Below are 25,096 nucleotides of genomic sequence, written 5' to 3'. Positions count from 1 at the left end.
ATCAGGTTTGGCCGGCAAAAATTAATGCTTTTGGATGGCCAGGGCGTGGAGACGCTCTGCGAGCGTCTCGATCTCCGCACGGTTCTCCAGGCCTTCGAGCAGATCGGCAGGAAAGGCCTCCATGCCGTGCCGTGCGCCCGCGTACGCCCCGCAGATGAGGCCGATCGTGTCCGTGTTGCCGCCGACGCTGGACGCCAGGCGGAGCACTTCCCGCGGGTCGCGGTTGCGGCTGATCAGGTAGAGGGCGAGGGGAAGCGTATGGTAGACGGAGACGTCGTTTCCGAGGCGGCCCAGCGCCGCATCCAGGCTGATCCCCTCCTCCCCCAGATGCACGGCGGCCTGGCACTTCGCGGCGAGCAGCGGATCCTCAAGGGCCGCCCCCTTCCCGGCGAGCGCCAACGCGTTCGGCGCACCGCGGAGCGTGTGGTAGAGCAGCAGGGCCACGGCGACGCTCGCCGCATACGCCGCCGGATGGACGTGGGTCAGGCTGCAGGCCTTCACCACCCGCTCCCGCACCTCGATCAGGTCGGTGCAGGCCAGCGCGAAGGGGATGGCGACACAGATGCAGCCGGCGGTGTTGGAGTTCACCCCGCTCCCCTTCAGCCCCCGGTGCAGCATGCGGTCGCAGGCGACGGCGACGGATGCGTCGGGAAACCGCAGGGAGCCGGAGGCGTGCAGGTCCCGCAGCGATTCCGCGTGCCGGGCCTCGGTGTAGGTGGCGTCCGCCAGGAGACGAGCCACCAGCAGCATGATCTGGGTGTCGTCGGTGTACTGGCCGGGGGCGAGGTTGCCGTTGGGATGACTTCTGTACGCCCGGCGGTACTCCAGAGCGGCGGAGGCGTACCGGGGCGGATTGCTCTCCCCGGCCATTCCCAGCGCGTCTCCGATGGCAGCACCCAGCAGGCAGCCCTTCCACTGCGACAGCATCGTTATGATCTCTCCGGCTCCGGGAGATAATGGTTATTGTTCTGCAGCCATCTGATCGCTTTCCGTATTGTAGTTGGGAAAACGGAGGTTACAGTAGAGCAGTTTCCCGCATGCCATGACGGATGCTAACGGTATCTGCGTCTCCACGGGCGCATGCCGCGCGCGGGGGTGGGGGGGGGTGGGGGAGACATCGATTCTGGCATCCCCGGGGGCATCAAAACCGCCTCCGGGACGATCATAGCCCCCTGTCTATGTCACCCGATAGAAGAATCGACGGCGAACAGGTCTGAAATAACAAGTCTGCGATATGTATCCCGATCGCCGCGAATCGGAAGAAATGGAGAGATGAAAAAGGGAGAATTGAGATTATGCACGGTTCTGCCGCTCCTCAAGGATGGGGCGGGTGTGATCGGCAATCTCCCGGTACAGCCGCGGACGGTCTTCGTCCCGGATGGGACCGATCCCCTCTACGGGCTGGCGCAGGAGTTCAGGGTTTCAAATCCTCCCATCGTATTCGATGCATTCCAAGCCGATCGTTCCTTCAGGATTGTTGGTTACATTTCTACGATACTTTTATAGTTCAACAGGAATGCTCGCATGGGAGAACAGGGGGACAGTATGGCCGGATCGACGCATACCGGGGAAAAATAAGAGAGCGCAAAAAGGCCTTAACTGCTAACGAGCGTCGCATTTTCGAGGCCTCTATACAGCGGAATCAGCGGGCGCTTGAGAGATTAAGCAAGCTCTGATTTTTTCGCCTTCTTTTTTAGCCATTGCTCTATTGTCGTCATATCCTGTTCATATCTGGCGACACTCAGCATGAATGAGACCACTTCGTCTTCATTCGGCGACAATATGGTGTCCGGCCTCCCCGAGGATAGTATCGGCCACCATGAACGCTGTCCGCTTATTCCCGTCAATGAATGGATGTCGAACCCCGATGTGGTAGAGAACTGGCGCCGCTCGCCGATAGGGATCGGTTTCCCGGCTAGCCCTGTAAACCAGATAATCGAGAGTCCCAAGATTCAGGACACCGTTTGTCCCTCCAAATCTGCTGATGATATCCTGGTGGATCTCGAGGATTTTGTCAGCCGTTACGATCTCCATGCGCTCAACTTTAAGGAGCTCGGTGGTCAGGAGATAAATGGCTTTACTTTCGAATGTGCATGGCACCCAGAATCTCGTTTCTATCCTGATGGCGGCGGCGGTTTAGCAGCCCCGGCGATCTCAGGATATCAGATAGAGAGGGGGAAAAGCATGAGATTTACAGATAATAAGCAGTATCGACGGTCACCGGGGTGATGGTGGCGATCACAGGGATCCTCGCTGCAGTCATTGCAACGTTCGTGTTTGGGATGGCCGGAGACGTATCAGCAACGAAGAATGTTGCAGCAACAGCAATTGTTTCCGATAGCCAGATAATTGTTACAAACCAGGGCAGAGCAGATGCTGCAGATGTTGCCGGACTTACTGTTACTCTGAATGGTACATCCTGGGAAGAGTGCGAAGATGCAGGGGAAACGGGTGAACTCACACCATCTGTCGGATCCAAGGTGTGATTAACGAGACATACGGGCGATCAACAGACTCTTGCAGTCGTTGCCAAATGTGGCGACGGATCAGAACAGGCCCTTGGTGACGGAACCCTCCCGGCGATGACAGCCCACCCCTCCTTTTTCTCATCGCTTCAACAGAACCCAATCAACTGCCAATCCTTATCAGCACCTGCAATCATCCGGCATGAATACAAAAATTTCGAGCAGAATATTCGCTGCCTATGGTAAAATACCCTGACATTATCCTCTTTATCAGCAAATAGCAACCCATTTATGGCTCTCCGCTCCGAAAGTGTACTACAGGAGCCCGTGTATGCCCGACCCGAAAGCCTGCCCCGATGCTATCAGATTGCTGGTTGAACGGTTCGAGTACCACCGCCCCGCGTACCTGCGCGGGCAGTACAACGAGACGCAGCTCCGCCGGGAGTTCATCGATCCGTTCTTCAGGGCGCTTGGCTGGGACGTCGACAACCGGGAGGGGCTCTCCGAGGCGTATAAGGAGGTCGCCCACGAGGATCCGATCCGGATACGCGGGCAGACGAACTACCTTGACTACTCATTCCGGATCGGGGGTGTCAGGAAGTTCATCGTCGAGGCGAAGAAACCCTCCGTGAGGCTCCGGGACGATACGGAATCGGCTCTCCAGCTGCGGCGGTATGCCTGGAATGCCGGGCTGAAGCTGAGCATCCTGACGAACTTCGAGGAGTTCGCCGTCTATGACTGCACGAAACCGATCCGGAAGGGGGATACCGCGGGGACGGCCCGGATCCGCTACTTCACCTACCGGGAGTACCCCGAGCAGTGGGAGTGGATAGAAAAAATCTTCTCCCAGAGATGCATCCTGAAGGGCGCGTTCGACAAATTCGCCGAGTCGGAGACCGATAAGAAGGGGACGATGGGCGTCGACGAGACGTTCCTCGCCGATATCGAGAAATGGCGCGATATCCTCGCCAAAAATATCGCGCTCCGCAATCCTGCCGTCACCGTCGAAGAGCTGAATATGGCCGTCCAGCTGACGATCGACCGCATCATCTTTCTCCGGATCAGCGAAGACCGGGGGATCGAGCCATACGGCACGCTGCAGCGGCTGATGGAGGGGGACCGGGTGTATGCCCGCCTCTGCGAGCTCTTCCGCCACGCCGATGATCGCTACAACTCCGGCTTGTTCTACTTCCGGGAGGAGCCGGGGCGGGGCGAATCCCCCGATGCCCTGACGCTATCTCTATCGATCGACGACGATGTGATAAAAGCGATCATCCGCCGCCTCTACTACCCCGAAAGCCCGTACGAGTTCTCGGCAATCCCCGCAGACATCCTGGGGCAGGTCTACGAGCAGTTCCTGGGCAAGGTGATCCGCTTGACGGAAGGCCACCGGGCGAAGGTGGAGGAGAAGCCAGAGGTGCGCAAGGCGGGCGGCGTCTTCTACACCCCGACCTATGTCGTCGACTACATCGTCAAGCAGACCGTGGGCGAGCTCGTCCGCGGGAAGACCCCGAAGGAAGTATCGGACATCACGATTCTCGACCCCGCCTGCGGCTCGGGTTCGTTCCTGCTCGGCGCATACCAGTTCCTGCTGAACTGGCACCGGGACTGGTACATCGAGCACCTGGTCCCGGTGATCAAGGAGAAGGGGGCGGCCTCCCCCGAAGTCAGGGCACTCCTGCCGCCTGCCCCGGAACAGCCGAAACAGCCCGGTCGGGGGAAGAGGCGGGATGCCGCACCGCAGCAACTCCCGATCTACAAGGCGGCGAACGGGACCGACTCGCGGGTGCGGAGCGACTGGAAGCTGACCACCGCCGAACGGAAGCGCATCCTCCTGAACAACATCTACGGCGTGGACATCGACCGGCAGGCCGTCGGGGTGACGAAACTCTCCCTTCTCCTGAAGGTTCTCGAGGACGAGAGCGAAGAGACCGTATCGAAACAGCTGACGCTGTTCGCCGAGCGGGCGCTCCCGAGCCTGCACGACAACATCAAGTGCGGGAACTCGCTCGTCTCCTCCGACATCTACGACGATCCCGCCTTCCAGCCCGGCATCGAGGAGCGCATGCGGATCAACGCGTTCGACTGGGAGCGGGAGTTCGCCGGGATCATGCGGCGCGGCGGGTTCGATGCGGTCATCGGCAATCCGCCGTATGTGCGGCAGGAGACGCTCGGGCAGGAGTTCAAGGAGTACGCGAAGAAGCGGTTTGCGGTCTATCATGGCGTTGCCGACCTGTACACCTACTTCATAGAGAAGGGAGTCTCGCTCCTCCGCCCCGGCGGGCAGTTCGGCTACATTGTCGCGAACAAATGGATGCGTGCGAACTATGGAAAGCCGCTCCGGGGGTGGCTGAAGCAGAAGAAGATCCGCGAGATCGTGGACTTCGGCGACCTGCCGGTGTTCCGCGGGGCGACGACCTATCCGTGCATCCTGCGGGTATCTCCCGGGCCGCCCGACGAGACGTTCCCGGTCACGCAGGTTGCGTCGCTGGATTTCCCTGATCTCTGCGAGTATGTCAGGGAGGCCAGCCGCCCGGTGAGGGTGGATGACCTGGATGATAACGGCTGGTCGCTCGTGGACGGGCGGATCAGCGCGCTGCTGAAGAAGATCCGGGGCGGCGGCGTTCCGCTGGGCGAGTACGTGCAGGGAAAGATCTATCGCGGAGTCCTTACCGGGCTGAACAGGGCGTTTATCATCGATACGGAGACGAGGGATCGCCTGATCGCCGGGGATCCAAGAAGTGCGGAGATCATCAAGCCGTTTCTGTTAGGGCGGGATGTGAAGCGGTATCAGCCTTTGAAACCTGACAAATTCCTGATTTTCACACGAAGAGGCATCAATATAAACGAGTATCCTGTGATTAAGGCATACCTCAGTAAGTTTAAACAGGAGCTGATGCCCAGACCGAAGGAATGGAAAGGAGAATGGGTAGGGAGAAAACCGGGTTCGTATCAATGGTATGAAATTCAGGATACGGTTGATTATTATAAAGAGTTTGAAAAACGGAAGATTGTTTATCCAAATATTTGTAAAAAGCCTGAATTCACTTATGATGCCGTTTCAAATTATACAAATCAAAAATGTTTCATAATTTCGATGGATGATAAATATCTCTTGGGTATTCTTAATAGTAAACTCAATAATTTTCTTTTTAAGCTCATTCTACCAAAACTTCGAGGTGGATTTTATGAACCGAGCTATGTATTTTTCAAAGATTTCTCCATCTGCACCATCGACTTCTCCGACCCCGCCGACGCCGCCCGCCACAATCGCATGGTCGCCCTCGTCGAGACCATGCTCGACCTGAACCGGCGTCTCGCCGATGCGAGAACGGAGCAGGATAAAACGTTCATCCGGCGCGAGATCGAGGCGACTGACAGGAGGATCGACGCGCTGGTGTACGAACTCTACGGGCTATCGGAAGAAGAGATTGGGCTGATCGAACGGGCAGTGCAGTAGAAAATCGATCGTATTGCCGTCAGGAAGGTATGGAAATGGGGGCACCGGCGATGAAGAGCGGGAGAAGACGATTCGGTATATTGTCGCAAATGTCCCGGAAGTGATGCCGATGCGCATGTACGAAGAGATGCAAAACCGGATGTGATCGGTTCGCAATCGGCGGGGTCGGGCGGGATCATAGGAGATGGTATGCCGATCGAGGCACCGGCGATGCCAGCGTTCGCGGGGTCCGCCCCGTCGGGCTGCTTCGCCGACGTTGGGGTAGATGCAGTCCGCACATGGGGTATCATCAGGCTACGCCATGACGGGCGTGGCACAAATGGGTCGGGGCGGGACGGATACAGGTCCCCGGGATCTGCCCTATCGTCCTGGAATTCGGGTATTTTCGAAAAATTTTTCCCTGAGGGCATGAAACGCAAATTTGTTCTCCATCTGGGCTTTTCTCCTCATGCTCACGGCGTTTGCCGCCGTCGTGCACCTCATCCGCGAGCGAAAGACGCTCTCGCGGATCCGGGTGCTTGAGATCCCGGTTCTCCGGTCGCTCGCCGTCGGGTTCGGGATCGCCGGGGTCGTCGGCCATACCCTCGCCGCGGACGAGATCGCCGCCTCGATTGGCTGGCCGGCGGGCAACCCCTTCCAGCGGGAGGTCGCGGTCGCGAACCTCGCCGTCGCTTCGCTGGGCCTGCTCGCGTACCGGTTCCGCGACTCGTTCTGACTTGCGGCGGTGGTTGCCGGGAGCGTATTCTACATCGGCGCCGGGATCGGGCACGTCAACGAGATCGTTGCCAGGGGCAACCTCGCGCCGAACAACGCCGGGATGGTCCTCGTCTACGACCTGACCTTCCCGGTCGTGGTCGTACCGATGTATGCCGGGCTCGTCGTGCTTCAGCGGAGGGCCACGGCGCGTGCGGCCCCGGCACGGGGGCAGAAGCAGCGCCTGCCCGGATGAATCGGCGCCCGCGAGCGAGGGGGGGGGCAGGCAGCGTTGCGTTTGCCTGCCATCCTCCTGACGACCGTGCCTGCCGTCGCCCTCTTCGTCGGCGAGATCTTCGTCCTCAAGGGGCGGTCCCAGCCGCCGGAACCCCGGGGCGGATCAGCACGGCGCCGCCGCCGTTTCCCGGCGCGGGTGGGCGATCCTCTTCCGCTGGGCCATGCGGTAGCCGCAGACGACCAGCACGGAGTCCCCGAACGCGGCGTCGAGGCGGGGATCCCCGCTGTCCACGTAGAGCGCCGGGGTCTCCCGCAGTTTGTGGGGGGTGCCGACGACGATGATGTTCTCGATCCCGATCCGGCGGATCACGGCGGGGCTGATCGGCTGCGTGCCCCGTCCGAGGATGAAACCCTGGGCCCCGATGGGGCTGACGATGAGTTTGGAGCGGTTTCCGTCCTCCACGAGTTCCCGGAGGGCCTTCTCGTCCAGATCCCGGGCGACGAGCCGTCCGTTCAGCACGGCATCCGCGCCAAGCAGGGTCTTCCCGATCCCGAGGCGGCGGGCGATCGCCTCCACCGTGGTGCCGGCCCCCAGGATATACAGCGTATCCGGCAGCATCACCTCGGCGATGAAGCGGGCGATCTCCTCTTTTGCCCGCTCCTCGTCCGACGATTCGAAGACGGCCTTGCCCGCCTGGACGGCGCTGGGGATATACGGGGTGCGGGCATACCCGTGCAGGCGGGTGGCGAGCACCCCGTCACGGTAGGCCTCCTCGTCCACGTCCATCACCTCGGAGTCCCGCAGGGGGGGATCGGGCAGGTCCAGGATCTCCCGCACGGCGTCCGGCGTGACGGCGAAGACGGCCGAGTACATCTTCACGCCGGCCGGGATGCCCAGGATGGGAACGGTCCGGTCCACGACGTCGAACACGTCCCGGGCGGTGCCGTCCCCCCCGCAGAAGAGGATCAGGTCCGCCCCCCTCGCCAGGAATGCGCGGCAGGCGGCCCGGGTGTCTTCGGCGGATGTGACGCGGGGCGCCGTATACGCCACGGCATAATCGGCTATGCCGGCCTCCCGCAGGGCCTCCTCGCCCATCGCCCCGGAGCAGCAGAGAAAGCGGATGCCCTTCAGTCCCCGGAGCGCCCGCACTGCGCGGCTGCCGGCCTGCGGGACCGCACCGCGGGAGAGGGCTTCGTCGACCTGCCCGTCCGTCCCCTTCAGGCCCACGGCCCCCCCCATGCCGGCGATGGGGTTGATGAGGAATCCCACGGTGCGCATGGCGGTTCAGGCGACCCGGGGGATGCGGGCGAGCGCCTGCCGGATCAGCTCCACGGGATACTCGTAATCCGCAAGTTTCCCGCCGAAGTATGCCTCGTAGGCGGAGAGATCGAAGTTCCCGTGCCCGGAGTTGTTGAAGACGATCGTCCTGGCCTCGCCCGTCGCACGGCATTCCAGCGCGGCATCGATCGTCGCCTTCACCGCGTGGGCGGCCTCGGGGGCGACGATGATCCCCTCCGTCCGGGCGAACGTGACCGCCGCCTCGAAGACCTCGTTCTGGTGGTAGGCGACGGCGCGGGCGACCCCGTCGTGGACCAGCCGCGAGACGATCGGCGAATCCCCGTGGTAGCGCAGACCGCCCGCGTGGATCGGCGGCGGGACGAAGTCGTGGCCCAGGGTGAACATCTTCAGGAGCGGGGTCAGCCCGGCCACGTCGCCGTAATCGTAGGTGTAGAGCCCTTTGGTGAGCGTGGGGCATGCGGCGGGCTCCACGGCAACGATCTCGGTGTCGGGATGCTTCCCCTTCACCTTGTCTCCCGCGAAGGGGAACGACATGCCGGCGAAGTTGGACCCGCCTCCGACGCAGCCGATGACGACGTCGGGATAGGCATCCACACTCGCCAGCTGCTCGCGGGTCTCCAGGCCGATGACGGTCTGGTGGAGGCAGACGTGGTTGAGCACGGAGCCGAGTGCGTAGTTGGTGTTCTCGTGGGTCGCGGCATCCTCCACCGCCTCCGAGATGGCGATCCCCAGGCTTCCCGAGGTGTCCGGATCCTTCTCGAGCACCGCCCGCCCGGAGGCCGTGCGGGTCGTGGGGCTCGGGAGGCACTCGGCGCCCCAGGCCTGCATCATCATCTTGCGGTAGGGTTTCTGGAGGTAGCTGGCGCGGACCATGTACACCGTGCACTCCAGGCCGAAGAGCTGGGTGGCCAGGGCGAGCGCCGATCCCCACTGGCCGGCTCCGGTCTCGGTCGCCAGGCGCTCTTTCCCCTCCTTCATGTTGTAGTATGCCTGGGCAATGGCAGTATTGGGCTTGTGGCTGCCGGCCGGGCTCACGCCCTCATACTTGTAGTAGATCCGCGCGGGAGTCTTGAGATGCTGCTCCAGGCGCCTCGCCCGGTAGAGAGGGCTCGGTCTCCAGAGGCGGTAGACGTCCAGGATCTCTTCCGGGATATCGATGTGCCGGGTGGTGCTGACCTCCTGCAGGATCAGCTCCATCGGGAAGATGGCCTTCAGATCGTCGGGCGTGACGGGCTGCTGCGTCTGCGGGTGCAGGGGCGGATCCAGCGGCGCGGGCAGATCTGCCTGGATATTGTACCACTGCCGCGGCATCTGGTCCTCACTCAGGAGGATTTTCGTCTGCATAGATCTCCTGTATGCAGTGTATTAATATATACATTATGCAACTCATGTGACTAATCAGGTATTTTTTTAATCAATACTACCGGCGCCTGCACGCCAGCGCCGTCTGCCTGCACGGATTCGCCCTTTCCGGACGCACGATCCCGGCCGGGCGGGAGAGCGTTCGGATGTGCCCGGGCCGTTTTCTCGAGGGAAAACCTTCCCGGGCCTCATATCATCCCTCGTTTGGGGAAGGAGACGCATCCAATCCAGAAAGGTATTTATATGACATTTGCGTAGTGGGTAGCGGTGATATCATTGCCAGGCGAAGAGATGCTGAAGACGACGACAGAAATCCTGGGCTCGCTCCTGTGCGCCAGCAATATCATGGGGCCACCGGTCGAGGCGGAGAACAAAGTGATCATCCCCATTGCCGGATATGGATTCGGTTTCGGCGGCGGAGACGGCCGGTCCGGAGCGAACTCCGGCGGTTCTGGCACCGGTGCCGGTGCAGCCCTCAACCCGACCGCCATCGTCGTGCTGCACAAGGATGTCCGCGGACGGGAGGGCGTGCAGCTGCTCTCGCTCCGCAAACTCAGTCCGCTGGCAGAGGCGGTGAGCGAGACGATCCCGATTGTCGTCGAGACCATCCCCAAGGTCATGGAGCAGATGCGGGGCACCGTCAGGGACGTCGCCCACGAGATGCGGGGACCGGCCTCGGAGGCAGCCCAGGCGGCGCGGGAGGCGGCCCAGGAGATGAAAGGCGCCGCGGGCGGCGAGACGGGCGAGGCGGAGAAGAAAGTAGAGACCGAATGGGAAGAGTGGAAGAAGTGAGGGTGGGCGTACCGACCCGGAGCTGCTAGTGAGCCTGCCGGACGGGATACCTACTTTTTCGCGTGACGTGAATGGACATCCTGTTCTGGATCCTGGTCGTAATTGCCATTCTCATTCTCCTATTCTGGGTTCTTTCGCTGTACGTCACCCTGCTTCCGATTGATATCAAGCTGGAGTCGGAGAAGTACGGCATTGTGGTAACGCTGGCAGTGTCGGTGATACAGGGCATCGTCGGCGTTCGTATTGTCCTGGAAGAGCAGGGCCCGACAGCGGCGCTCCTGCTAGCGGGCCGCCCCGTCTTGGAGTCGAGGCTGCCCCCCATTCTGGAAGAAGAAGCGGTTGAAGTACCTGAAAAGGTAGAGAAACCACCCGAGCCGGAGAAGCCTCTCCCGAGCATCGATGAGATCGAGTCCTCCTACACGCTTTATTTGCGGCCGAGCACCTACCAGGCCCTGGCGCATCCCGAAGCCTATCTGGCGCTGCTCTCTCCGGATACCCTGAAGGTGCTGCTGGACTCCCGGGTTCGATACCGCATCGCGAGGCTTGTGCAGGAGGTAGTGAAGTCCTTCTCGATTGAGAGGATTGACCTGAAGACGGCACTGGGCTCTGAGAATCCGGAGACTGCGGGTCTCCTCTATGGGTACGGCATGGCCGTCCGGGGGATGCTGTATGCCGTGCCCAACCTCAGCATACAGATAGATCCTCTCTTTGACAGGAATATCCTCGAGTGGCACCTTAAGACCCGGGTGCGGTTCAGCTGGCCGATTCGAATTTATATTGCGGTGCTCCGGATATTTCTCGAGCGGAAGGTTCTCGACCTCGTTCATAAGATGGTGATAGCGGGGAGTTACAATGGACAGGGTGCATAGGCTCCTCGCGGGAGAGACGGTCCATGTGGAAGAGAGGAGCCTCATCATCGTGATAGAGATGCGTATGGTGTCAGCCAACGGCGGATGCTTCGGGCAGGCAGAGCCCCACGCCCTCGTGATTCTGGATGCGGAAGAAGTCTACTTCTGCCCTTTCGTCGCGGGTCTCACGCTCGGGCAGCTGCTCCAGACCGTGCCCGGACTGAAAAACCGTATTCAGGTCGAGCTGGAGAGGCGGATCGGCCAGAAGATCCCTGCATCCGGGCGGCCTTAATTGCCATGCGTCCACAGACCGGATTCTAACATATCAGCGATGGGTGGATGGTTCCCGGATCTTCTTCAGGCGGAACCTGACGACCGTCCCCTCTCCCGGGGTGCCGGGGACCCGATCCTCCACCCAGGCCCTTCCCCCATAGCGATCCATGAGCATGCGCGTGATGGACAGGCCCAGCCCGGTCCCGGGGACGGAGGTGCTGCCCCTCTGGAATCGGTCGAATACGCGGGGTTTGAGATCGTCGGGGATGCCGGGGCCCGTATCCTCGATCGCGACATCGACCTCCTCTCCCCGGTCCTCGACCCGGATCCGTACCTGCACGGACGGCCCCCCGAACTTCAGGGCGTTTCCGATGAGGTTGGTGAAGACCTCGGGAAGCAGGTCGTCGGCGTACACGAGCAGCGGTGAACCCTGGTAGAAGATGGAGGCGCCTTCGTGATGCCGGATCTCCGCCCGGATCACGCTGTCGATATCGACTGGCCCCAGCGTTGCCTCTCCGCGGTGGATCCTGCGGATGGTGGATACGCTGCGGATGATCTCGATACTCTTCTCGACGCTCTTCTCGAGCTTCTTCGCGTAGTCGGCCAGTTCCGGACCGGCCCGCTCCCGGATCAGATCGGCATAGCCGAGAGAGACCATGTTAGCGTTGTTGATGTCGTGGACCATGATGTCCAGGTAGAGGTTGGCCTCGCGGTTGGCAGCCGCGAGCTGCTCCAGGTAGAGGTGCTCCTTGGTGTAGGCGCTGTCGAGCTGCTGCTGCAGCATCTCTTTCAAGACGGCGCTGCCGATCTCCCGTCCAACCGACTCGAGTGTTGATCTCTCGTCATCGGTGAAGGCGCAGTTCTTGCGGCTGGCGATGTTGATGGCGCCCACCACCATGGAGTGGGCCACAAGGGGGATGCTCGCGAAGGCGCGTATCCCGAACTCCTCCCGATCCGGATACCGCTCCCGGTAGTTATCGATATACAGGGGCTCGCCGTCGACGAACACCTGTCGGTAGGGTCCGGCGTGGATGTCCAGGATCTTGCCGTCGGGGACGATCCATCTGGGGAACCCCTGGTAGACCGCCAGCTCCGCCCGCGTCCGATCCCGGTCCACGAGGTAGATCATCCCGCCGTCGAATCCCAGCAGTTCGAGCGTCTTCGTGAGCGAGGTCTGCATCAGCTCGTTCAGACTGAGCGAGGAGGCGGCGGCCCCGATGATCTGGTTGATGGCCAGCAGCTGCCGGTTCCTGCGCTTCACCTCCTCTTCCGCCTGCCTGCGGGCAGTCGTATCGCGCAGCACCAGGCGGTACCCCTGGAAGGCGCCGCCGCCGCCGAACATCGGGGTGCCGCTGGTCTGGACGATCACCGTGTGGCCGTCCGCGTGGCGCATGGCGTGCTCGATGAGGGTGAACGCCTTCCGTCCGAAAGCCGCCCCGTCAAAGAACGAGGAGACCTCTTTCCGGTCCTCGGCAGCGACGAAGTCGAAGAGGGTTCTGCCGACCAGGCTCTCCTGCGGGTATCCCAGCAGATCGCGGATCCTGGGGCTGACGTAGACCAGGCGATCGTGCTCGTCCGTCTCGCAGACCACGTCGTTGATGTCCTCGATCAGGCTGCGGTAGCGCTCCTCGCTCCTGCGGAGCGCCTCCTCCTTCTCCCGGGATACGGCGAGGTTCGCCTCCAGGCTCCGCGTGGATGTGTACAGCCCCAGGACGACGAGGGAGATGCCCGCCAGCTGCAGGATCCCCTCCAGATCCGTGCTGAGGAGATCGGGTTCCGAGGTGAACTCGTCCAGGAGGTCGATCAGGAGACCCAGTGCGAACGTTCCGATCCCCACCTCGATCGTCCTGTTCTTCAGGCGGGCGATGAGAATGAAGGCGATCCCGACCCCGACCAGGAACAGCGCCTCCATGAGGATGTCTTCCCACGCGAAGGGGGGCTTCAGGGGAAGGGCGATGAACCAGAGGGGAACCATGACGATCCCGCAGGCGAGGAATATCCACCGATGAACCGCTCTCTCCGCCATGACGCCTTCTGAGAGAATTTATCCTCTGTTCGTTCATGAATTTTGTCAATTCGAGATCCAGGGCGGCCCCGTCGTGGCATCGCCGGAATGCCGGCAGGGAGCGGATGCGCCGCCCCCCCTCCGCGCGGACCGACCCGGGGGAGTCCCGGCCATCCTTTTCGAAAATGATCCCGGGATCGGCTTCCGCGTGAGATGGGAACGAGGGTGGGAGGCGATGCGCCGCCTCTCAGGGGCGGTTGCGGGCCTGCCCCGGACGCCATCCGGGCCCCTCTCACTGACGGGGGGCTGAGAGGGCATCCCCCTGGCGGGAATGGGGGACGATCGGGCCGTCGTCGAAACTCCAGAATTCGGGCTCCGCCCGCTTCATCCGGGAGAGCGCAACCTCCCTTTTATGCACCGGGGCGGAAAGGTATCGGGGGGTGTCTGCCGGGAGAGGGTATCGCGCCATACGCTCGGGCTCTCCCATGGCAGGGCGGGCGGGAGCCCTCTTCTCCCCCGGTGCAACGGATCCTGCTGCCCGGTCAGCGGAGGGCTGGATCGTGCTGGCGCCCCGGCCTGGAGCGGATCACCTATCCCCGGGCCCCCGCACCAGCGCTGTTGCGGGCAGGGCGATCGTTCGTGCCGGGATCGCGGCGGGGGCGGCGTGCCACACCCGCTGGCGGCATACCGGGGGCATCACCGCGATCCGCGCTCCCTGAGCCGTTCCGACAGATACTTGGCCAGACTGAAGAGACCGTCGGTTGTGGGATGCGTCTCGATGAACTCCTCGAAGTCGAAGACCGTGCTCCCCTGCCGCATGAGATGCGCCAGGTAGTGGAGGGAGATGGCGGCGCCCGGCGCTGCCGATGCGGCACCGCAGATCCGTCCGCTGGCAGCATCCACCATCACCTTCGCGAACCCCGTGCCTCCGCTCGGAACCGACCAGAACGAACCCGGGCCGGCCGGGGCGGGAACAGATGCCGCGATATCGGCTTCGATCCGCGGGAGAGAGAAGGCGAGATCGGTGCCCAGGCTGATGGACTGCGGAATGTGGCTGTAGTCCATCCTCCGCTCCTTCCCCAGGATGTTGTCCGCCGCGACGATCCCCTCCATGCGTGCCACGGGCGTCAGGTAGGGCGGACCGGTGACATCCCCGCAGGCGTATATGCCCTCCACGCTGGTGCGCATGCGGTCGTCCACGCAGATCTCGCCCAGGGGGCCTTTGGCGATCCCCTCGACGCACTCCGAGCGGGGCACGAGCCCGGGAGCCAGGAAGACCGCGTCCACCTCGACCCGCTCCACCGTCCCCTTCTCCTCGACGGTCACCGCACTCACCGATCCGTCGCCATCGATGGACCGGATCCTTGCATGCTCGCGGATATGCACCCCGTTCAGCTCCTTCTCCGCCTGTCTCCTCACCGCCGGATCGAGGGTCTTCAGAAACCGGCTCCGGCAGAGCAGGTGCACCTCTGATCCGAACGCGTGGAAGATGCCGGCGAACTCGACGCCCATGATCCCGCATCCGACGATCGCCATACTGCTGGGGAGCCGCTCCATGGTCGCCAGGGTGTGGGGGTTGTATACGCCGGCAAGGGAGATCCCGGGGATGTCGGGTATCCGCGGGCGGGAACCGGTGGCGATGATCGCCGCCTCCGCCTCCACCCTCTCCCCATTCACGTAGACGTCCCTGCCCTGCACGGAGCCCCTGCTGCCGTAGCGGATGGTCACGCCGGCGCCCCGGGTCTCGGCATCGAGCACGCCCTCGATCTTCTCCTGGATCTCCTGCATCCCCCGCAGAAGGCGGGAGAAAGAGACATTCGGGACCGCATCGAGGACCTGCAGATCGGCGAGCATGCGCGCCGTGCGGATCAGGCGCGCCACGTCCGAGAGAGCGCAGATCACCATGCAGCCCTGGTGCAGGCACTGACCGCCGATTCGCCGCTCCTCAATGAGCTCCACGTCCCTGCCCGCATGGGCGAGCCGCATCGCTGCGAGCCTGCCTGCCGGTCCGCCCCCGAGTATCGGGATCATGCCGTGTCAGAGTACCTCCACACCCTCGTCCATGGGCAGGGAGAGGATCTCCCCGTTGAATCCGTTGACCTCGACGATCTTCTTCCCCCGGATCTGCCATACCGGCACGTACACCATCTCCGTATCGATCCGGATATCTCTCCTCTCCGGCTTGAAAGCCTTGTCCTCGTAGAAGATCGCATCGCCCTTCTCCGTCTTGATACGGATCCGCTGGGTCAGCCGCTCCGTCAGGGCGTTGATGATACTCTCCTCCACATCCTCTTTCCGGCTCCGGGGTCCCACCAGTTCCGCATCCGCCGGTATCGCCGACATCTCCGCCGTATCCAGCGGCATCTCTATCCGCATGCCGTTGATGGCGTTGACGGCCCCGCGTTCCTCCGACTTGAAGCTGATCACCCGATCCCTGAACGGCTTCTCGCCGTCGCTCACCACGCGGTACCGCCAGTGGGGGATGAAGCGGAGGGTCGGCTCACCCTCGATACCGGCGATGCGCAGCGCCCGCCCCGCGTCCACCCGGACGGGAAGGTGCAGGACCTCGGGACCCTTCTCCCCCTCTTCCGGAATAGCGGAGATCCTGCCCCGCTCCTCCGTCCGCTGCTGATCCGCGGAGGGTTCCAGGTCGATAACCAGCCTCTGGCCCAGGATGGCGGCGAGGGCGGCTGCTCCTGCGTACCGCACGAAGTCGTCCCGATCCCAGAGGATGCAGGTATCGGCCTTCGCCCCCTCGGCGAGCGAGAAGAGCAGCTTCCTGCACACCAGCGTTCTCTCTCCCTCCTCCAGGCGGAAGTTGGTCCGATCGAACTGCTCCATCTCCTTCAAATCGTCCGAGAACATCGCGACCAGGCACATCTGGTCGCTGGAAGCCGAGAGCGCCAGAGGGTCCGCCAGCTCCTCGACCGTGAAATGGGCTGCTTCGAAAATCCGTTTCAGCGCCTCCCTTCCGGAGTTCCGCATGCCTGTATCCATCACCATTGATATTCCCGCAGGAGTATACAAGGTTTATTCTATGAGCATGGCGATAAAGAGGCGGATTTTGGCGTGTACATCGTGTTCGGACGGCACCTGTCGGAGTGGCCGATCCCGGTGCCCGGGGCCTTTGCGGAGCGGGAGGGTTGGGTGCGACGCCGTCCGCCATGTCGCGAGCGGACATGTTCGGGCATGCGCCGCTCGCGACGCGGACAGCGGGCATCTTCCGGAATCCAGCATCCCCGGGAGGGCGGAATTGACAGGGGAATAGCTATATGGAATTCGTCGATGAATAGTGTACGTGCGGATGCAGGACATGACACCCGATGCAGACCCGTGCGGGACGGGCAAACCTCTGCGGTTCATCAACAACGTGATCGAGGAGTATGCGATGCAGGTGACGTACGACCCCGCGGAGGATACCGGCAGGATCATCTACAACCTCTCCCTCATCCGGGACAAGGACATCGACTACGCGCTCTCCGTCCTGCGGCAGACCTACCGGGCGGGACTCGCCGTCAGCGACCGGGTCCGGCTCGTGCCGTCGGGGGAGACCGTCGATGGCTTTCCGGTCCCCGCAGGATGCACGGCCGTATGCACCATGTGCACCATCACCCTGGACGGGCTGCTGCTGAAGCGGGGAGTGCCCTACAACGCGATAGGGGGCGGCATCGTGGAGATAGAGTCCCGAATGCCGAAGCGTTTCGTACACTTCATCCTCTACAACAACACGACGATCGATCCCCTGGAGGTGCTCGCCTCCCAGGAGTCCACCTCCATCACGAACGTGATGCGCCGGGGAAGCGGGATGATCCTCGGGAACATGCGGGAGTGCCACATGGAGGCGGAGATGCTGGTCGGCGAGCTCCTGGACGAGCTGGACGGTCAGGGCTTCACCGGCGTGCTGGACCTTGGCGTCCCCAACGTGCCCCTGCTCGGCGTGCCGGTCAGCCCCCAGTACATGGGGATCGCGATGGTGGGGGGTACCAACCCCATGGCAGCGATCAAGGAGGGGGGGCGTCGCGTGGTGACTCGGGCGCTGAAAGGCCTGATGGATATCGAGAGCATGGAGCGCATCCAGGACCTGTAGACCTTCCGGATGCCGGGATCCGCCCGGGCGTTTCGTGCACCATCCCGGTGCGGCGGCCGTATTCAGTCTCCGGCGACGCCGCGGGCGGGTCCTGCCCGGCAGCCCGCCCGTCTCGATGAACCGCTCCCCCTGTCGCAACCGGGAGAGGATGGGCGGGGGGTGGGATCGCGCCCCCGCCGTCAGGATGCCCTGAGGGGACAGCTCCCGATCCCGGCCTCTCCGGCTGCTCCCGCCGGCTCCCCTGCAGCCTGCCCCTCCCGGATCAACCGCATCGGGGGGGGGGGCGGAGACTGGAGGAGCCGGGACAGCGCCCTCGCCCCCTGTGCATCGATCGGGCAGGACGTATCCGCTCCATACCGGATTCGGCCTCCTCCCGAAGCGCTGTCGGCCCCGAAGGTTCACCGGCTGTGAGCCCCTTCGCGCATGCCTGAAGGCGAGCCTCACGGATGCCGCTGCAGACTCGGAGGGGAGAGCCGTTTGTGCGTGCTCTTCTTCACCAGCTGGAGCACTCTCTCCTGGACCTCCGAACGGGGAATCCAGGCGTCCCTCTCCAGTTCTGCAAGGGCGGCGTCGATGTCGGCATAGGAGAGGCCCAGTTCCCCCTCGTCGGTCTGCCCCTTCCAGAGGCCGGCCGACGGGGCCTTGGAGCGGATGCGGTCCGGTATCCCGAGATCTTCTGCCAGCGCATAGACCTCTGTCTTGTAGAGGTGCAGGATGGGCTGGAAGTCCGCGGCGCTGTCCCCGTACTTGGTGGTGTAGCCCAGCATGTACTCGCTCCTGTTGGACGTGCCGCAGACGAGACGCTCTTCGCGGTTCGCGAAGTAGTAGAGCAGCGCCATGCGGATCCGCGCCATCAGGTTCCCCGCCAGGTAGGGTGTATCCGAGAAGCCCGGGACCGCCCGGAACGGCTGCAGCATCGGTTCGATCGGGATCTCCTTCCCGGCGATTCCGAGCTGCCGGCAGAGGTCGCGGGCGTCCTGCAGATCCTCTCCTGCGGTCACCGCGCTCGGCATCAGGAGCCCGAGCACGTTCTCGCCCCCGATGGCGCGGGCGGAGAGCGCCGCCGCCACGGCGGAGTCCACTCCTCCGGAGAGACCCACCACGATGCCCCTCTTGCCGCTATCCCAGAGGGTATAGCGGATCATCTGCTCGATCCTCTCCGCCTGGCAACGCATATCGCAGATCATGGTTTCTCCTCCTAGTACATCCTGATGAATCTTTTCAGGGTCTCGTTCCTTCCCAGTACAATCACGGTGTCCCCCGCCTCGATCCGGGTGTCGGAGGGCGGCCTGACCAGGGCTTCCCCCTCCCGCTCGATCCCGAGCACTACTGCCCCGCTTCTCCGCTCCACCTCCCCCAGGGAGGCCGGGAGGTGACGCTGGACCTGTTTTCCTATCACCTTCCGCCGATCGGGGAGATCGAGGAGCACGGCGACCCGATCGGAGAGCGCGATGCTGGCGATCACCTCCCCCCGATCGCCGGGAGAAGCGCCACGTAGTCCGCACCGGCCCGGTAGAGTTTGTCCACCGACACCGGCTGGTTGGCCCTCGCCAGGATGCGGAGGGATGGGTTCAGGTTCCTGGCCATCAGGGTGGTGAAGATGTTGACCGTGTCGTCGTTGAGGGCGACGACGCAGATCTGTGCGTCCTCGATGTTCGCCATCCGCAGAATCTCTTCGTCTTCGGCGTTGCCGATGATCTCGTTCACCGTGTACTTCTTCCTGTCGACCACGACGCAGCTGACCCCGGCGGATGCCAGTTCCTGATAGGCAGCCCTTCCCACGTCCCCGAACCCGGCGATGAGCGCGAGCGGCTGTTTCTGCACCTCGGATGCGAACTCTTCCCGAATCAGGCTCTCCACGGCATCCATCCTTCCCAGGGCATAGAGCATGGTGGTGGAGTCGATGGGGTCATCGACTCCCGGATCCGCGACGAACCTGCCGTTCTTCCAGTAGGCGAGGATGTAAACGGCATACCTCTCGAGGAGCGCCAGCTCCCGGATCGTCTTTCCTGCCGCCCGCGAGTCGGCGCTCACCGGTATCTTCACCAGTTTCAGCAGGGAGGTCTGCCCGTTTCCGACCGAGAAGGGGGCATGGAGGGAGTCGAACACGGCGTCCATGCGGGATCCGATCGCCGCGTGCCGTGCGAGTATCTTCCCCGTGAAATTCTTCGGGGAGAGGACGATGTCGGCGCCAGCGTACCGCAGGTAGCGGTCGAACGCCAGATCGTCCACCACGGCAAGGATCCTCCCCCGGGCGCTCTCCCGGATGCCCAGGATCACGTTCGCGGACACCCTCTCATCCCCGCCCACCACGGTTATTGCGGCCTTCCGCACACCTGCATGCTCCCAGGTGCGGGGATCGGCGTACGAACCCCATACGACATGCGCTGTATCCCGGTACTCTCGAACGGCCTCCTGTGCAGCCTCTTCGCTCTCTTCCACGATGACGATCTCCGTATCCGAGATCTGCAGGTTCTCGATGACCTCCCGTGCGAGCTCCCCGAAACCGACCAGGATCACGTGCCCCTCCAGCGCGACCGGCAGCCTCTGCGGCGGCGTGGGGGTGATGATGGCGGTGAGGTAGGGCTCCAGCAGCAGGGGGATGAACATGAAAATGTTCAGGATGCCCGTCACCATCACCAGGATGGAGAAGATCACGGTGATCTGGCTCGAGAAGGGGAGCAGATCGCCGTAACCCACCGTCGTGATGGTCTCCATGACGAAGAGCAGGGATTGGGGCAGGGTGATCGCCTTCCCCTCCAGGACGGGGTAGATGGCATGGAAGACGATGGTGTAGACGACGATCTGGGCGATGAAAAGGGAGAAGTAGAGGGCCAGCCTCCGCTGGCGGAGGGTGAGCATCACCTTCCACCAGACCCGTCCTCTAGGCACTCCGACGCACCTCGTCCAGGATCCGGCAGGCCCTGCAGACGATCCCGCAGGGTTCCCCGCAGCGCTCGCAGATGCGGATCGCCTCCGCCTCCCGTTCTCCCCGGCGGAGTTCATCGCCCAGCCGCAGGAGCGAGTGCTTGGTCGAGGGGTGGCGGTAGGTGAAGGCGTTCAGCATCTCGCGGATCTCCGTGCGGAGTCCGCTCTCCGCGTAGGGGCACCGCCGCATGTCGTATCCTTCCAGGTGGAGGAGGGCGTAGAGCGCCACCTCCTTCTCCGGTATGGCCCGAAACGGCTTGATCCGGGGGACGAACTCCGGATGCGGCTGCTCCGCCCGCGTGAGCCTTCCGGCATCCCCCCGCAGCACGTTCATCAGCACCGTCTGCGCCTCGTCGTCCAGGTTGAATCCGACCGCCAGTTTGGTGGCGCCGTGCTCCTTCGCCGCCGTATTCAGGCTGCGCCGCCGGAGCACCCCGCAGTAGGAGCAGGCCCGCTCCGCTCCCCGCGTCCGCACGATCTCGTCGAGCGTGGTGCCGAACTCCTCCCGGAACGAGATGCACGTCCACTCCACCGACAGGGACTCGGCGATCCGCCGTGCACACGCGGGATCGCGGTAGGAGCAGATGCCCTCGTCCACGGTGACGGCGAACAGGCTGACGTCGCGGCGCTCCGAGAGAAGTTTGTTGAGGAAGTAGAGGAGTGCGCTGCTGTCCTTCCCCCCCGAGAGGCCCACCGCGATCCGATCCCCGGGAGCGATCCAGCGGTGGCGGCGGATCTCCCGTTTCGCCCTGCTCTCGAAGTCGGCTTCGAAGTGCATCTCGCAGAGGTGCTGGCCGGAGTAGGGCTGGAAGACGACCGCGTCGCGGGAGTCCCTGTCGCACTTCATAGGTTCCGATCAAGTTTATCATCTGTCTACATAAAGAGTCTATGAACGGATGCCAATTTCTGCCGAGGACGTTCGCGCTCTCCACGCCTACGACCTCCGTATCCTGCGCGCGCTCGAGCGGCTGATGAAGCAGTACCAGTGGGTGCCCGTCGACGACATAAAGAGGGTGACGCGGTTCTCCGAGTCCGAGCTCCAGTATCGCCTCGGGAGGCTGATCGATCGGGGGATGGTGCGGAGCGGGGACGTGGGCTACGGCGGATACGCCCTGGTCTTCGGCGGGTACGATGCGCTCGCCCTGCACGCCCTGGCGAGCCGCGACACGATCCGTGCTCTCGGCTCCAAGATCGGGGAGGGGAAGGAGTCCGTCGTCTACGAGGCGATGGGTCTCGGGGTGGTGGTGCTGAAGTTCCACCGCGTCGGGCAGCGATCGTTTCTCTCCCCACGGGTGACCCGGGGCTACATGCCGGAGTCGGGCCACTGCCCCTGGATCTTCGCCTCCGCCCGATCCGCGGAACGGGAGTACGAAGCCCTGAGGCGGCTTCACCCCCGCATCCGCGTGCCGGCGCCCATCGACCGCAACCGCCACGTGGTGGCGATGTCGCTGATCCGGGGGGCGAACCTCAACCGCTCCGTCGTCGAGGATCCGGAGCGGGCGCTCTCCACGATCCTCGGCATGGTGCGGGAGGCATACCGCTGCGGCGTGATCCACGCCGACCTCTCGGAGTTCAACGTCATGGTCGACGGCGAGGATTACTGGCTGATCGACTGGCCGCAGTGGGAGGAGGTGTCCCACCCCAATGCGATGGCGCTGCTGGAGAAGGACGTGGGCACCATCCTCGGATACTTCGGGAGGAAGTACGGCATCGCGTGGTCTCTTCAGGATGCAATGGCGCAGGTGATCGGGTGAAGGTATTCGGCATCGACGTGATTCGGGGTTCGGTGCGGTCCCACTCCCGCCGCCCCCAGTACGCCCTCGTGCGCATGGAGGACGGGGAGATCGTGGGCGAAGAGGCGGTCACGCTCTTCCGCCTCCAGCGCATGCTCTCCGCGGAGAAGCCGGACATTCTCGCGGTGGACAGCATTCAGGAGATCGCCGGGGACCAGAATGCGCTGGTGGCGTTCATGGAGACCCTCCCTCCGCCCACGCGGCTGGTGCAGGTGACCGGCGGAGAGCGGCTGGAGTCGCTGGGCAAAGTCGCCGCCCGCTACAACATCCGCTTCAACCGCTTCGATCCGTATGCGGAGGCCCGGGCCGCCGCGCAGATCGCCTCCCGGGGAGGGGGCTGCGAAGTCATCGCCTTCGAGAACGTGAGCGAGATCGCGGTGAGCCGCCACCGCTCCATCGGAAAGGGCGGCTGGAGCCAGAACCGCTACGTCCGAAAGATCCACGGGGCGGTGCAGCAGAAGGCACGGGAGGTCGAGACGCAGCTGGTCGCTGCCGCCCTCAAGTACGAGAAGAAGGAGGCGAAGGCCTTCGGGGGCTCCAGCCGCGTGACGTTCCAGGTATACGCCCCCCGCGAGGCGATTCCGGTCCATACCTGCCGCGGCACGGACGTGCAGGTCCGCATCCGCGGAAAACGCCTCAACCGCATCCTGTACCGGGCGATGAACGGGAAGCCCCGCTACCTGATCGTGGGGATGGATCCCGGCACCACCACGGCGATCGCGGCTCTCGATCTCGACGGCAACCTGGTTCACCTGCACAGCTCGCGGCAGACGGGGATGTCGGAGATCGTCGAGCGGCTCTACCGCATCGGGAAACCCCTCGTGGTGGCATCGGACGTGCATCCGATGCCGTTCTCCGTGGAGAAGATCCGCCGCGCCTTCAACGCCGTGGGCTACACGCCGCGGCAGGACAGGAGCGTCGAAGACAAGCTCGAGTTCACGGCGGGATACGCCTACGGCAACATCCACGAGCGGGACGCCCTCGCCGCCGCCGTCGACGCCTACCGCCAGTACAAGAACAAGTTCCAGAACGTGGTGAAGAGGGTGCCTCCGGGCTACGATCTGGACGAGGTGCGGGCCGGCGTGATCCGGGGCCAGTCCATCGATCAGGTGCTCGGGGATATGGGCGAATCTGCAGCTCGGCCGGAGGAGAAGGCGCCGCCCGTCGTCGCCGAGCAGAAGACGGACGAGCGGCTGATCCTCCTCGACGGTATGGTGAAGCGCCTGCGGGGGTTCGTGCAGGAGCTGCAGGAGGAGCTGCAGCAGAAGGATGCGGAGATCGCACGGCTGCGGAAGCAGATCCGGCGGGAGCGATCCGCGGCCGCCCGGAAGCGGAGAAGGGACGAGGAGCTCGAACGGCAGGACGCGATCGTCCAGGGCCTGAAGACCCGGCTGCGGCAGGAGGAGAAGCACAACCGAAGCCTGCGGAAACGTCTCGCACGGATGAAGGAGGTGGCCGAGATCCGGCGGGACAGCGATTCGGTGGCGGTGAAGGTGCTCCCCTCGCTCACCCGGGACGGCATCCGCCAGCTCGCCGCGGAACTCGGCATCCAGGACGGCGATGTCCTGTTCGTGTCCAGAACGGACGGCTGGGGAAGGAGCGCGGTGAAGGAGCTGTCCGACGCCGGCATCCAGGCGCTGATCGTGGGGGACGCCTCCCTGCAGCAGACGGATCCCCAGCTGTGCGCCGTATTCCAGGAGTTCCAGGTGCCTCTGCTGAACGATCGCTCTCTTGAAACCCAGATCCGGGGAAAGGTGGGGATCGTCGACAGAACGCGGCTCTCGGGTGCGCTGCACGAGTGGGAGGAGCACCAGAAGAGGCGCGAACGCGAGAAGAAGACGGCGATGCTCGACTACATCTTCAAGGAGTACCGCAGCGAGCGGGAGAAGGAGGCGCGGCGCAGTGGATGACCGCACGCTGCTGGCGTCGATCCGGGATGTCGTCGGGATCGAGCATACCGAGGACGACTGCGCGGTCCTCCCCTGCGGGGATGTCTGCATGGTCGCCACCGCGGACATGGTGCACGAGACGACGGACTTCCCCGCCGGCATGACGGACTGGCAGCGGGGCTGGATGGCCGCGGCCGTCACCATCAGCGACATCGCCAGCATGGGGGCGAGCCCCTGCTACCTGCTCGCGGCGGTCGGCCTGGACCGCTCCGAGAGGCTACGCCCGATCATGCAGGGGGTGCGGGACTGCTGCGAGCGGTTCGGCGCCGCGATCGTCGGCGGCGACATCGACTTCCATGCGGAGCTGACGATCGTGACCGCCGGGCTGGGGATCGTGGAGCCCCGCCACCTGGTCCGGCGGCGGGGTTCGCGCGTTGGGGACCTGATCTGCATCAGCGGCGTTCCCGGCAGGGCGGAAGCGGCGCTGCTGGGATACACCCGCCACGAGCGCGCCCTCTTCGAGCCCCAGCCCCGGGTCGCCGAGGGGAGGGCGATCGCACGGGCGGGCGCCACGTCGATGATGGACATCAGCGATGGTCTCGCGCTCTCTCTCTACGATCTGATGGAGGTGAACGGCTGCGGCTACCGGATCGATCTGGAGCGGCTGCCGCTGCCGGAGGGCGTGCCTCGGGATCTGGCGACGGATCTGGCCCTCTACGGGGGCGGTGACTACCACCTGCTCTTCACGATCCCGCCGGAGCGGATGCCGGTCGCCGGCATCGAGCAGTACTGCATCGGTACGGTGGCAGCGGAGCCGGGCGTGAGCGCCGGTGGGCGCACGCTCGAGAAGAGGGGGTACCAGCACCGCTGGACCGACTCTGCGTGAGTGCCGACGCCCGGGCATGCGCCGGGCGTGCCCCGAACCCCGGATGCCGCCGATCGTTCCCGACGGATGCGGCACGGT

Annotated in this window: 24 protein-coding genes; 14 read left to right on the top strand and 10 right to left on the bottom strand. The window is 63.8% G+C overall.

Going from position 1 to position 25,096, the window contains the following annotated elements; genetic code table 11:
* Positions 1–21: 21 nt before the first annotated feature.
* Positions 22–927 (bottom strand): ADP-ribosylglycohydrolase family protein, encoded by a 906-nt coding sequence (locus tag QMC96_05340; GenBank protein MDI6876179.1) that lies wholly within the window; start codon positions 925–927, stop codon positions 22–24.
* A gap of 345 nt (positions 928–1,272) precedes the next feature.
* Between QMC96_05340 and QMC96_05335 the strand changes: the two genes are divergently transcribed.
* From QMC96_05335 to QMC96_05310, 6 genes are all read left to right on the top strand, one after another.
* Complete coding sequence (locus QMC96_05335) at positions 1,273–1,506, top strand: hypothetical protein (GenBank protein ID MDI6876178.1); 234 nt, start codon at positions 1,273–1,275, stop codon at positions 1,504–1,506.
* Positions 1,507–1,746: 240 nt separating this feature from the next.
* A complete protein-coding gene (locus QMC96_05330) occupies positions 1,747–2,229 on the top strand; it encodes a hypothetical protein (GenBank protein ID MDI6876177.1) in 483 nt (160 codons plus the stop codon).
* On the top strand, positions 2,229–2,486 hold the full coding sequence (locus QMC96_05325; GenBank protein ID MDI6876176.1) for a type IV pilin N-terminal domain-containing protein: 258 nt from the start codon (positions 2,229–2,231) through the stop codon (positions 2,484–2,486). The genes QMC96_05330 and QMC96_05325 overlap by 1 nt, the downstream gene beginning before the upstream one ends.
* A gap of 310 nt (positions 2,487–2,796) precedes the next feature.
* A complete protein-coding gene (locus QMC96_05320; protein MDI6876175.1) occupies positions 2,797–5,925 on the top strand; it encodes a TaqI-like C-terminal specificity domain-containing protein in 3,129 nt (1,042 codons plus the stop codon).
* A gap of 421 nt (positions 5,926–6,346) precedes the next feature.
* Positions 6,347–6,640 carry a hypothetical protein gene (locus QMC96_05315; protein ID MDI6876174.1) on the top strand — a complete coding sequence of 98 codons (294 nt, stop codon included), beginning with the start codon at positions 6,347–6,349 and terminating at the stop codon, positions 6,638–6,640.
* Between the two features lie 9 nt (positions 6,641–6,649).
* Positions 6,650–6,874 (top strand): hypothetical protein, encoded by a 225-nt coding sequence (locus QMC96_05310; protein MDI6876173.1) that lies wholly within the window; start codon positions 6,650–6,652, stop codon positions 6,872–6,874.
* 144 nt (positions 6,875–7,018) lie between these two features.
* On the opposite strand, the gene QMC96_05305 is transcribed toward QMC96_05310, so the two are convergent.
* Together QMC96_05305 and QMC96_05300 are read right to left on the bottom strand one after the other, a co-directional pair.
* Positions 7,019–8,134, bottom strand: coding sequence for an ATP-NAD kinase family protein (locus QMC96_05305; GenBank protein MDI6876172.1), 1,116 nt, complete (start codon positions 8,132–8,134; stop codon positions 7,019–7,021).
* 6 nt (positions 8,135–8,140) lie between these two features.
* Positions 8,141–9,499: a TrpB-like pyridoxal phosphate-dependent enzyme gene (locus tag QMC96_05300; GenBank protein MDI6876171.1), complete on the bottom strand. Its 1,359-nt coding sequence runs from the start codon at positions 9,497–9,499 to the stop codon at positions 8,141–8,143.
* A 285-nt stretch (positions 9,500–9,784) separates the two neighbouring features.
* Between QMC96_05300 and QMC96_05295 the strand changes: the two genes are divergently transcribed.
* From QMC96_05295 to QMC96_05285, 3 genes are all read left to right on the top strand, one after another.
* Complete coding sequence (locus QMC96_05295; GenBank protein MDI6876170.1) at positions 9,785–10,309, top strand: spore germination protein GerW family protein; 525 nt, start codon at positions 9,785–9,787, stop codon at positions 10,307–10,309.
* A gap of 71 nt (positions 10,310–10,380) precedes the next feature.
* Positions 10,381–11,178 carry a DUF2953 domain-containing protein gene (locus QMC96_05290; protein MDI6876169.1) on the top strand — a complete coding sequence of 266 codons (798 nt, stop codon included), beginning with the start codon at positions 10,381–10,383 and terminating at the stop codon, positions 11,176–11,178.
* Positions 11,162–11,449, top strand: coding sequence for a hypothetical protein (locus QMC96_05285; GenBank protein ID MDI6876168.1), 288 nt, complete (start codon positions 11,162–11,164; stop codon positions 11,447–11,449). Before QMC96_05290 ends, QMC96_05285 begins: the two co-directional genes overlap by 17 nt.
* Before the next feature lie 33 nt (positions 11,450–11,482).
* Here the strand turns inward: QMC96_05285 and QMC96_05280 are convergent, their stop codons facing one another.
* Positions 11,483–13,456: a PAS domain S-box protein gene (locus QMC96_05280; protein MDI6876167.1), complete on the bottom strand. Its 1,974-nt coding sequence runs from the start codon at positions 13,454–13,456 to the stop codon at positions 11,483–11,485.
* A gap of 464 nt (positions 13,457–13,920) precedes the next feature.
* Between QMC96_05280 and QMC96_05275 the strand changes: the two genes are divergently transcribed.
* Positions 13,921–14,154 carry a hypothetical protein gene (locus tag QMC96_05275; protein ID MDI6876166.1) on the top strand — a complete coding sequence of 78 codons (234 nt, stop codon included), beginning with the start codon at positions 13,921–13,923 and terminating at the stop codon, positions 14,152–14,154.
* Here QMC96_05275 and QMC96_05270 read toward each other — a convergent pair.
* Positions 14,132–15,466, bottom strand: a complete 1,335-nt coding sequence (locus tag QMC96_05270; protein ID MDI6876165.1) for an NAD(P)/FAD-dependent oxidoreductase — start codon at positions 15,464–15,466, stop codon at positions 14,132–14,134. The two genes, QMC96_05275 and QMC96_05270, sit on opposite strands and share 23 nt — an antisense overlap.
* 6 nt (positions 15,467–15,472) lie before the next feature.
* Positions 15,473–16,432 (bottom strand): hypothetical protein, encoded by a 960-nt coding sequence (locus tag QMC96_05265; GenBank protein ID MDI6876164.1) that lies wholly within the window; start codon positions 16,430–16,432, stop codon positions 15,473–15,475.
* A 307-nt stretch (positions 16,433–16,739) separates the two neighbouring features.
* Here QMC96_05265 and QMC96_05260 point away from each other — a divergent pair, with 307 nt between their 5' ends.
* The gene (locus tag QMC96_05260) at positions 16,740–17,522 is read left to right on the top strand and encodes a DUF128 domain-containing protein (protein ID MDI6876163.1); all 783 of its coding nucleotides are present in this window, start codon (positions 16,740–16,742) and stop codon (positions 17,520–17,522) included.
* Positions 17,523–17,962: 440 nt separating this feature from the next.
* On the opposite strand, the gene QMC96_05255 is transcribed toward QMC96_05260, so the two are convergent.
* Genes QMC96_05255 through QMC96_05240 form a run of 4 tightly spaced genes read right to left on the bottom strand, consistent with a single transcriptional unit; the run spans position 17,963 to position 21,297 of the window.
* The gene (locus QMC96_05255) at positions 17,963–18,709 is read right to left on the bottom strand and encodes an NAD+ synthase (protein ID MDI6876162.1); all 747 of its coding nucleotides are present in this window, start codon (positions 18,707–18,709) and stop codon (positions 17,963–17,965) included.
* A gap of 11 nt (positions 18,710–18,720) precedes the next feature.
* On the bottom strand, positions 18,721–18,987 hold the full coding sequence (locus QMC96_05250) for a TrkA C-terminal domain-containing protein (GenBank protein ID MDI6876161.1): 267 nt from the start codon (positions 18,985–18,987) through the stop codon (positions 18,721–18,723).
* The gene (locus QMC96_05245; protein MDI6876160.1) at positions 18,984–20,414 is read right to left on the bottom strand and encodes an NAD-binding protein; all 1,431 of its coding nucleotides are present in this window, start codon (positions 20,412–20,414) and stop codon (positions 18,984–18,986) included. The genes QMC96_05250 and QMC96_05245 overlap by 4 nt, the downstream gene beginning before the upstream one ends.
* The gene (locus tag QMC96_05240; GenBank protein ID MDI6876159.1) at positions 20,407–21,297 is read right to left on the bottom strand and encodes a TIGR00269 family protein; all 891 of its coding nucleotides are present in this window, start codon (positions 21,295–21,297) and stop codon (positions 20,407–20,409) included. Before QMC96_05240 ends, QMC96_05245 begins: the two co-directional genes overlap by 8 nt.
* Before the next feature lie 49 nt (positions 21,298–21,346).
* Between QMC96_05240 and QMC96_05235 the strand changes: the two genes are divergently transcribed.
* The 3 genes from QMC96_05235 to thiL are packed head-to-tail and all read left to right on the top strand — an operon-like array spanning position 21,347 to position 25,018.
* Complete coding sequence (locus QMC96_05235; GenBank protein ID MDI6876158.1) at positions 21,347–22,204, top strand: RIO1 family regulatory kinase/ATPase; 858 nt, start codon at positions 21,347–21,349, stop codon at positions 22,202–22,204.
* The gene (locus tag QMC96_05230; protein MDI6876157.1) at positions 22,201–24,153 is read left to right on the top strand and encodes a DUF460 domain-containing protein; all 1,953 of its coding nucleotides are present in this window, start codon (positions 22,201–22,203) and stop codon (positions 24,151–24,153) included. Before QMC96_05235 ends, QMC96_05230 begins: the two co-directional genes overlap by 4 nt.
* On the top strand, positions 24,146–25,018 hold the full coding sequence (gene thiL / locus QMC96_05225) for a thiamine-phosphate kinase (protein ID MDI6876156.1): 873 nt from the start codon (positions 24,146–24,148) through the stop codon (positions 25,016–25,018). The genes QMC96_05230 and thiL overlap by 8 nt, the downstream gene beginning before the upstream one ends.
* Positions 25,019–25,096: the final 78 nt, after the last annotated feature.

The organism is Methanomicrobiales archaeon, from assembly GCA_030019205.1.
GTDB lineage: Archaea > Halobacteriota > Methanomicrobia > Methanomicrobiales > JACTUA01 > JASEFH01.
Note: the sequence above shows the minus strand (reverse complement) of the source record. Positions and strands in the feature narration are given on the sequence as shown.

Excerpts from the sequence above, each read along its gene's own strand:
- QMC96_05285 (MDI6876168.1), top strand. The coding sequence starts at position 11,162 with ATGGACAGGGTGCATAGGCTCCTCGCGGGAGAGACGGTCCATGTGGAA.
- QMC96_05275 (MDI6876166.1), top strand. The coding sequence starts at position 13,921 with ATGGCAGGGCGGGCGGGAGCCCTCTTCTCCCCCGGTGCAACGGATCCT.
- QMC96_05280 (MDI6876167.1), bottom strand. The coding sequence starts at position 13,456 with ATGGCGGAGAGAGCGGTTCATCGGTGGATATTCCTCGCCTGCGGGATC.
- QMC96_05300 (MDI6876171.1), bottom strand. The coding sequence starts at position 9,499 with ATGCAGACGAAAATCCTCCTGAGTGAGGACCAGATGCCGCGGCAGTGG.
- QMC96_05265 (MDI6876164.1), bottom strand. The coding sequence starts at position 16,432 with ATGGATACAGGCATGCGGAACTCCGGAAGGGAGGCGCTGAAACGGATT.
- QMC96_05305 (MDI6876172.1), bottom strand. The coding sequence starts at position 8,134 with ATGCGCACCGTGGGATTCCTCATCAACCCCATCGCCGGCATGGGGGGG.
- QMC96_05335 (MDI6876178.1), top strand. The coding sequence starts at position 1,273 with ATGAAAAAGGGAGAATTGAGATTATGCACGGTTCTGCCGCTCCTCAAG.
- QMC96_05340 (MDI6876179.1), bottom strand. The coding sequence starts at position 927 with ATGCTGTCGCAGTGGAAGGGCTGCCTGCTGGGTGCTGCCATCGGAGAC.
- QMC96_05235 (MDI6876158.1), top strand. The coding sequence starts at position 21,347 with ATGCCAATTTCTGCCGAGGACGTTCGCGCTCTCCACGCCTACGACCTC.
- QMC96_05325 (MDI6876176.1), top strand. The coding sequence starts at position 2,229 with ATGGTGGCGATCACAGGGATCCTCGCTGCAGTCATTGCAACGTTCGTG.
- QMC96_05240 (MDI6876159.1), bottom strand. The coding sequence starts at position 21,297 with ATGAAGTGCGACAGGGACTCCCGCGACGCGGTCGTCTTCCAGCCCTAC.
- QMC96_05290 (MDI6876169.1), top strand. The coding sequence starts at position 10,381 with ATGGACATCCTGTTCTGGATCCTGGTCGTAATTGCCATTCTCATTCTC.
- QMC96_05320 (MDI6876175.1), top strand. The coding sequence starts at position 2,797 with ATGCCCGACCCGAAAGCCTGCCCCGATGCTATCAGATTGCTGGTTGAA.
- QMC96_05260 (MDI6876163.1), top strand. The coding sequence starts at position 16,740 with ATGCAGGACATGACACCCGATGCAGACCCGTGCGGGACGGGCAAACCT.
- QMC96_05270 (MDI6876165.1), bottom strand. The coding sequence starts at position 15,466 with ATGATCCCGATACTCGGGGGCGGACCGGCAGGCAGGCTCGCAGCGATG.
- QMC96_05330 (MDI6876177.1), top strand. The coding sequence starts at position 1,747 with ATGAATGAGACCACTTCGTCTTCATTCGGCGACAATATGGTGTCCGGC.
- QMC96_05255 (MDI6876162.1), bottom strand. The coding sequence starts at position 18,709 with ATGATCTGCGATATGCGTTGCCAGGCGGAGAGGATCGAGCAGATGATC.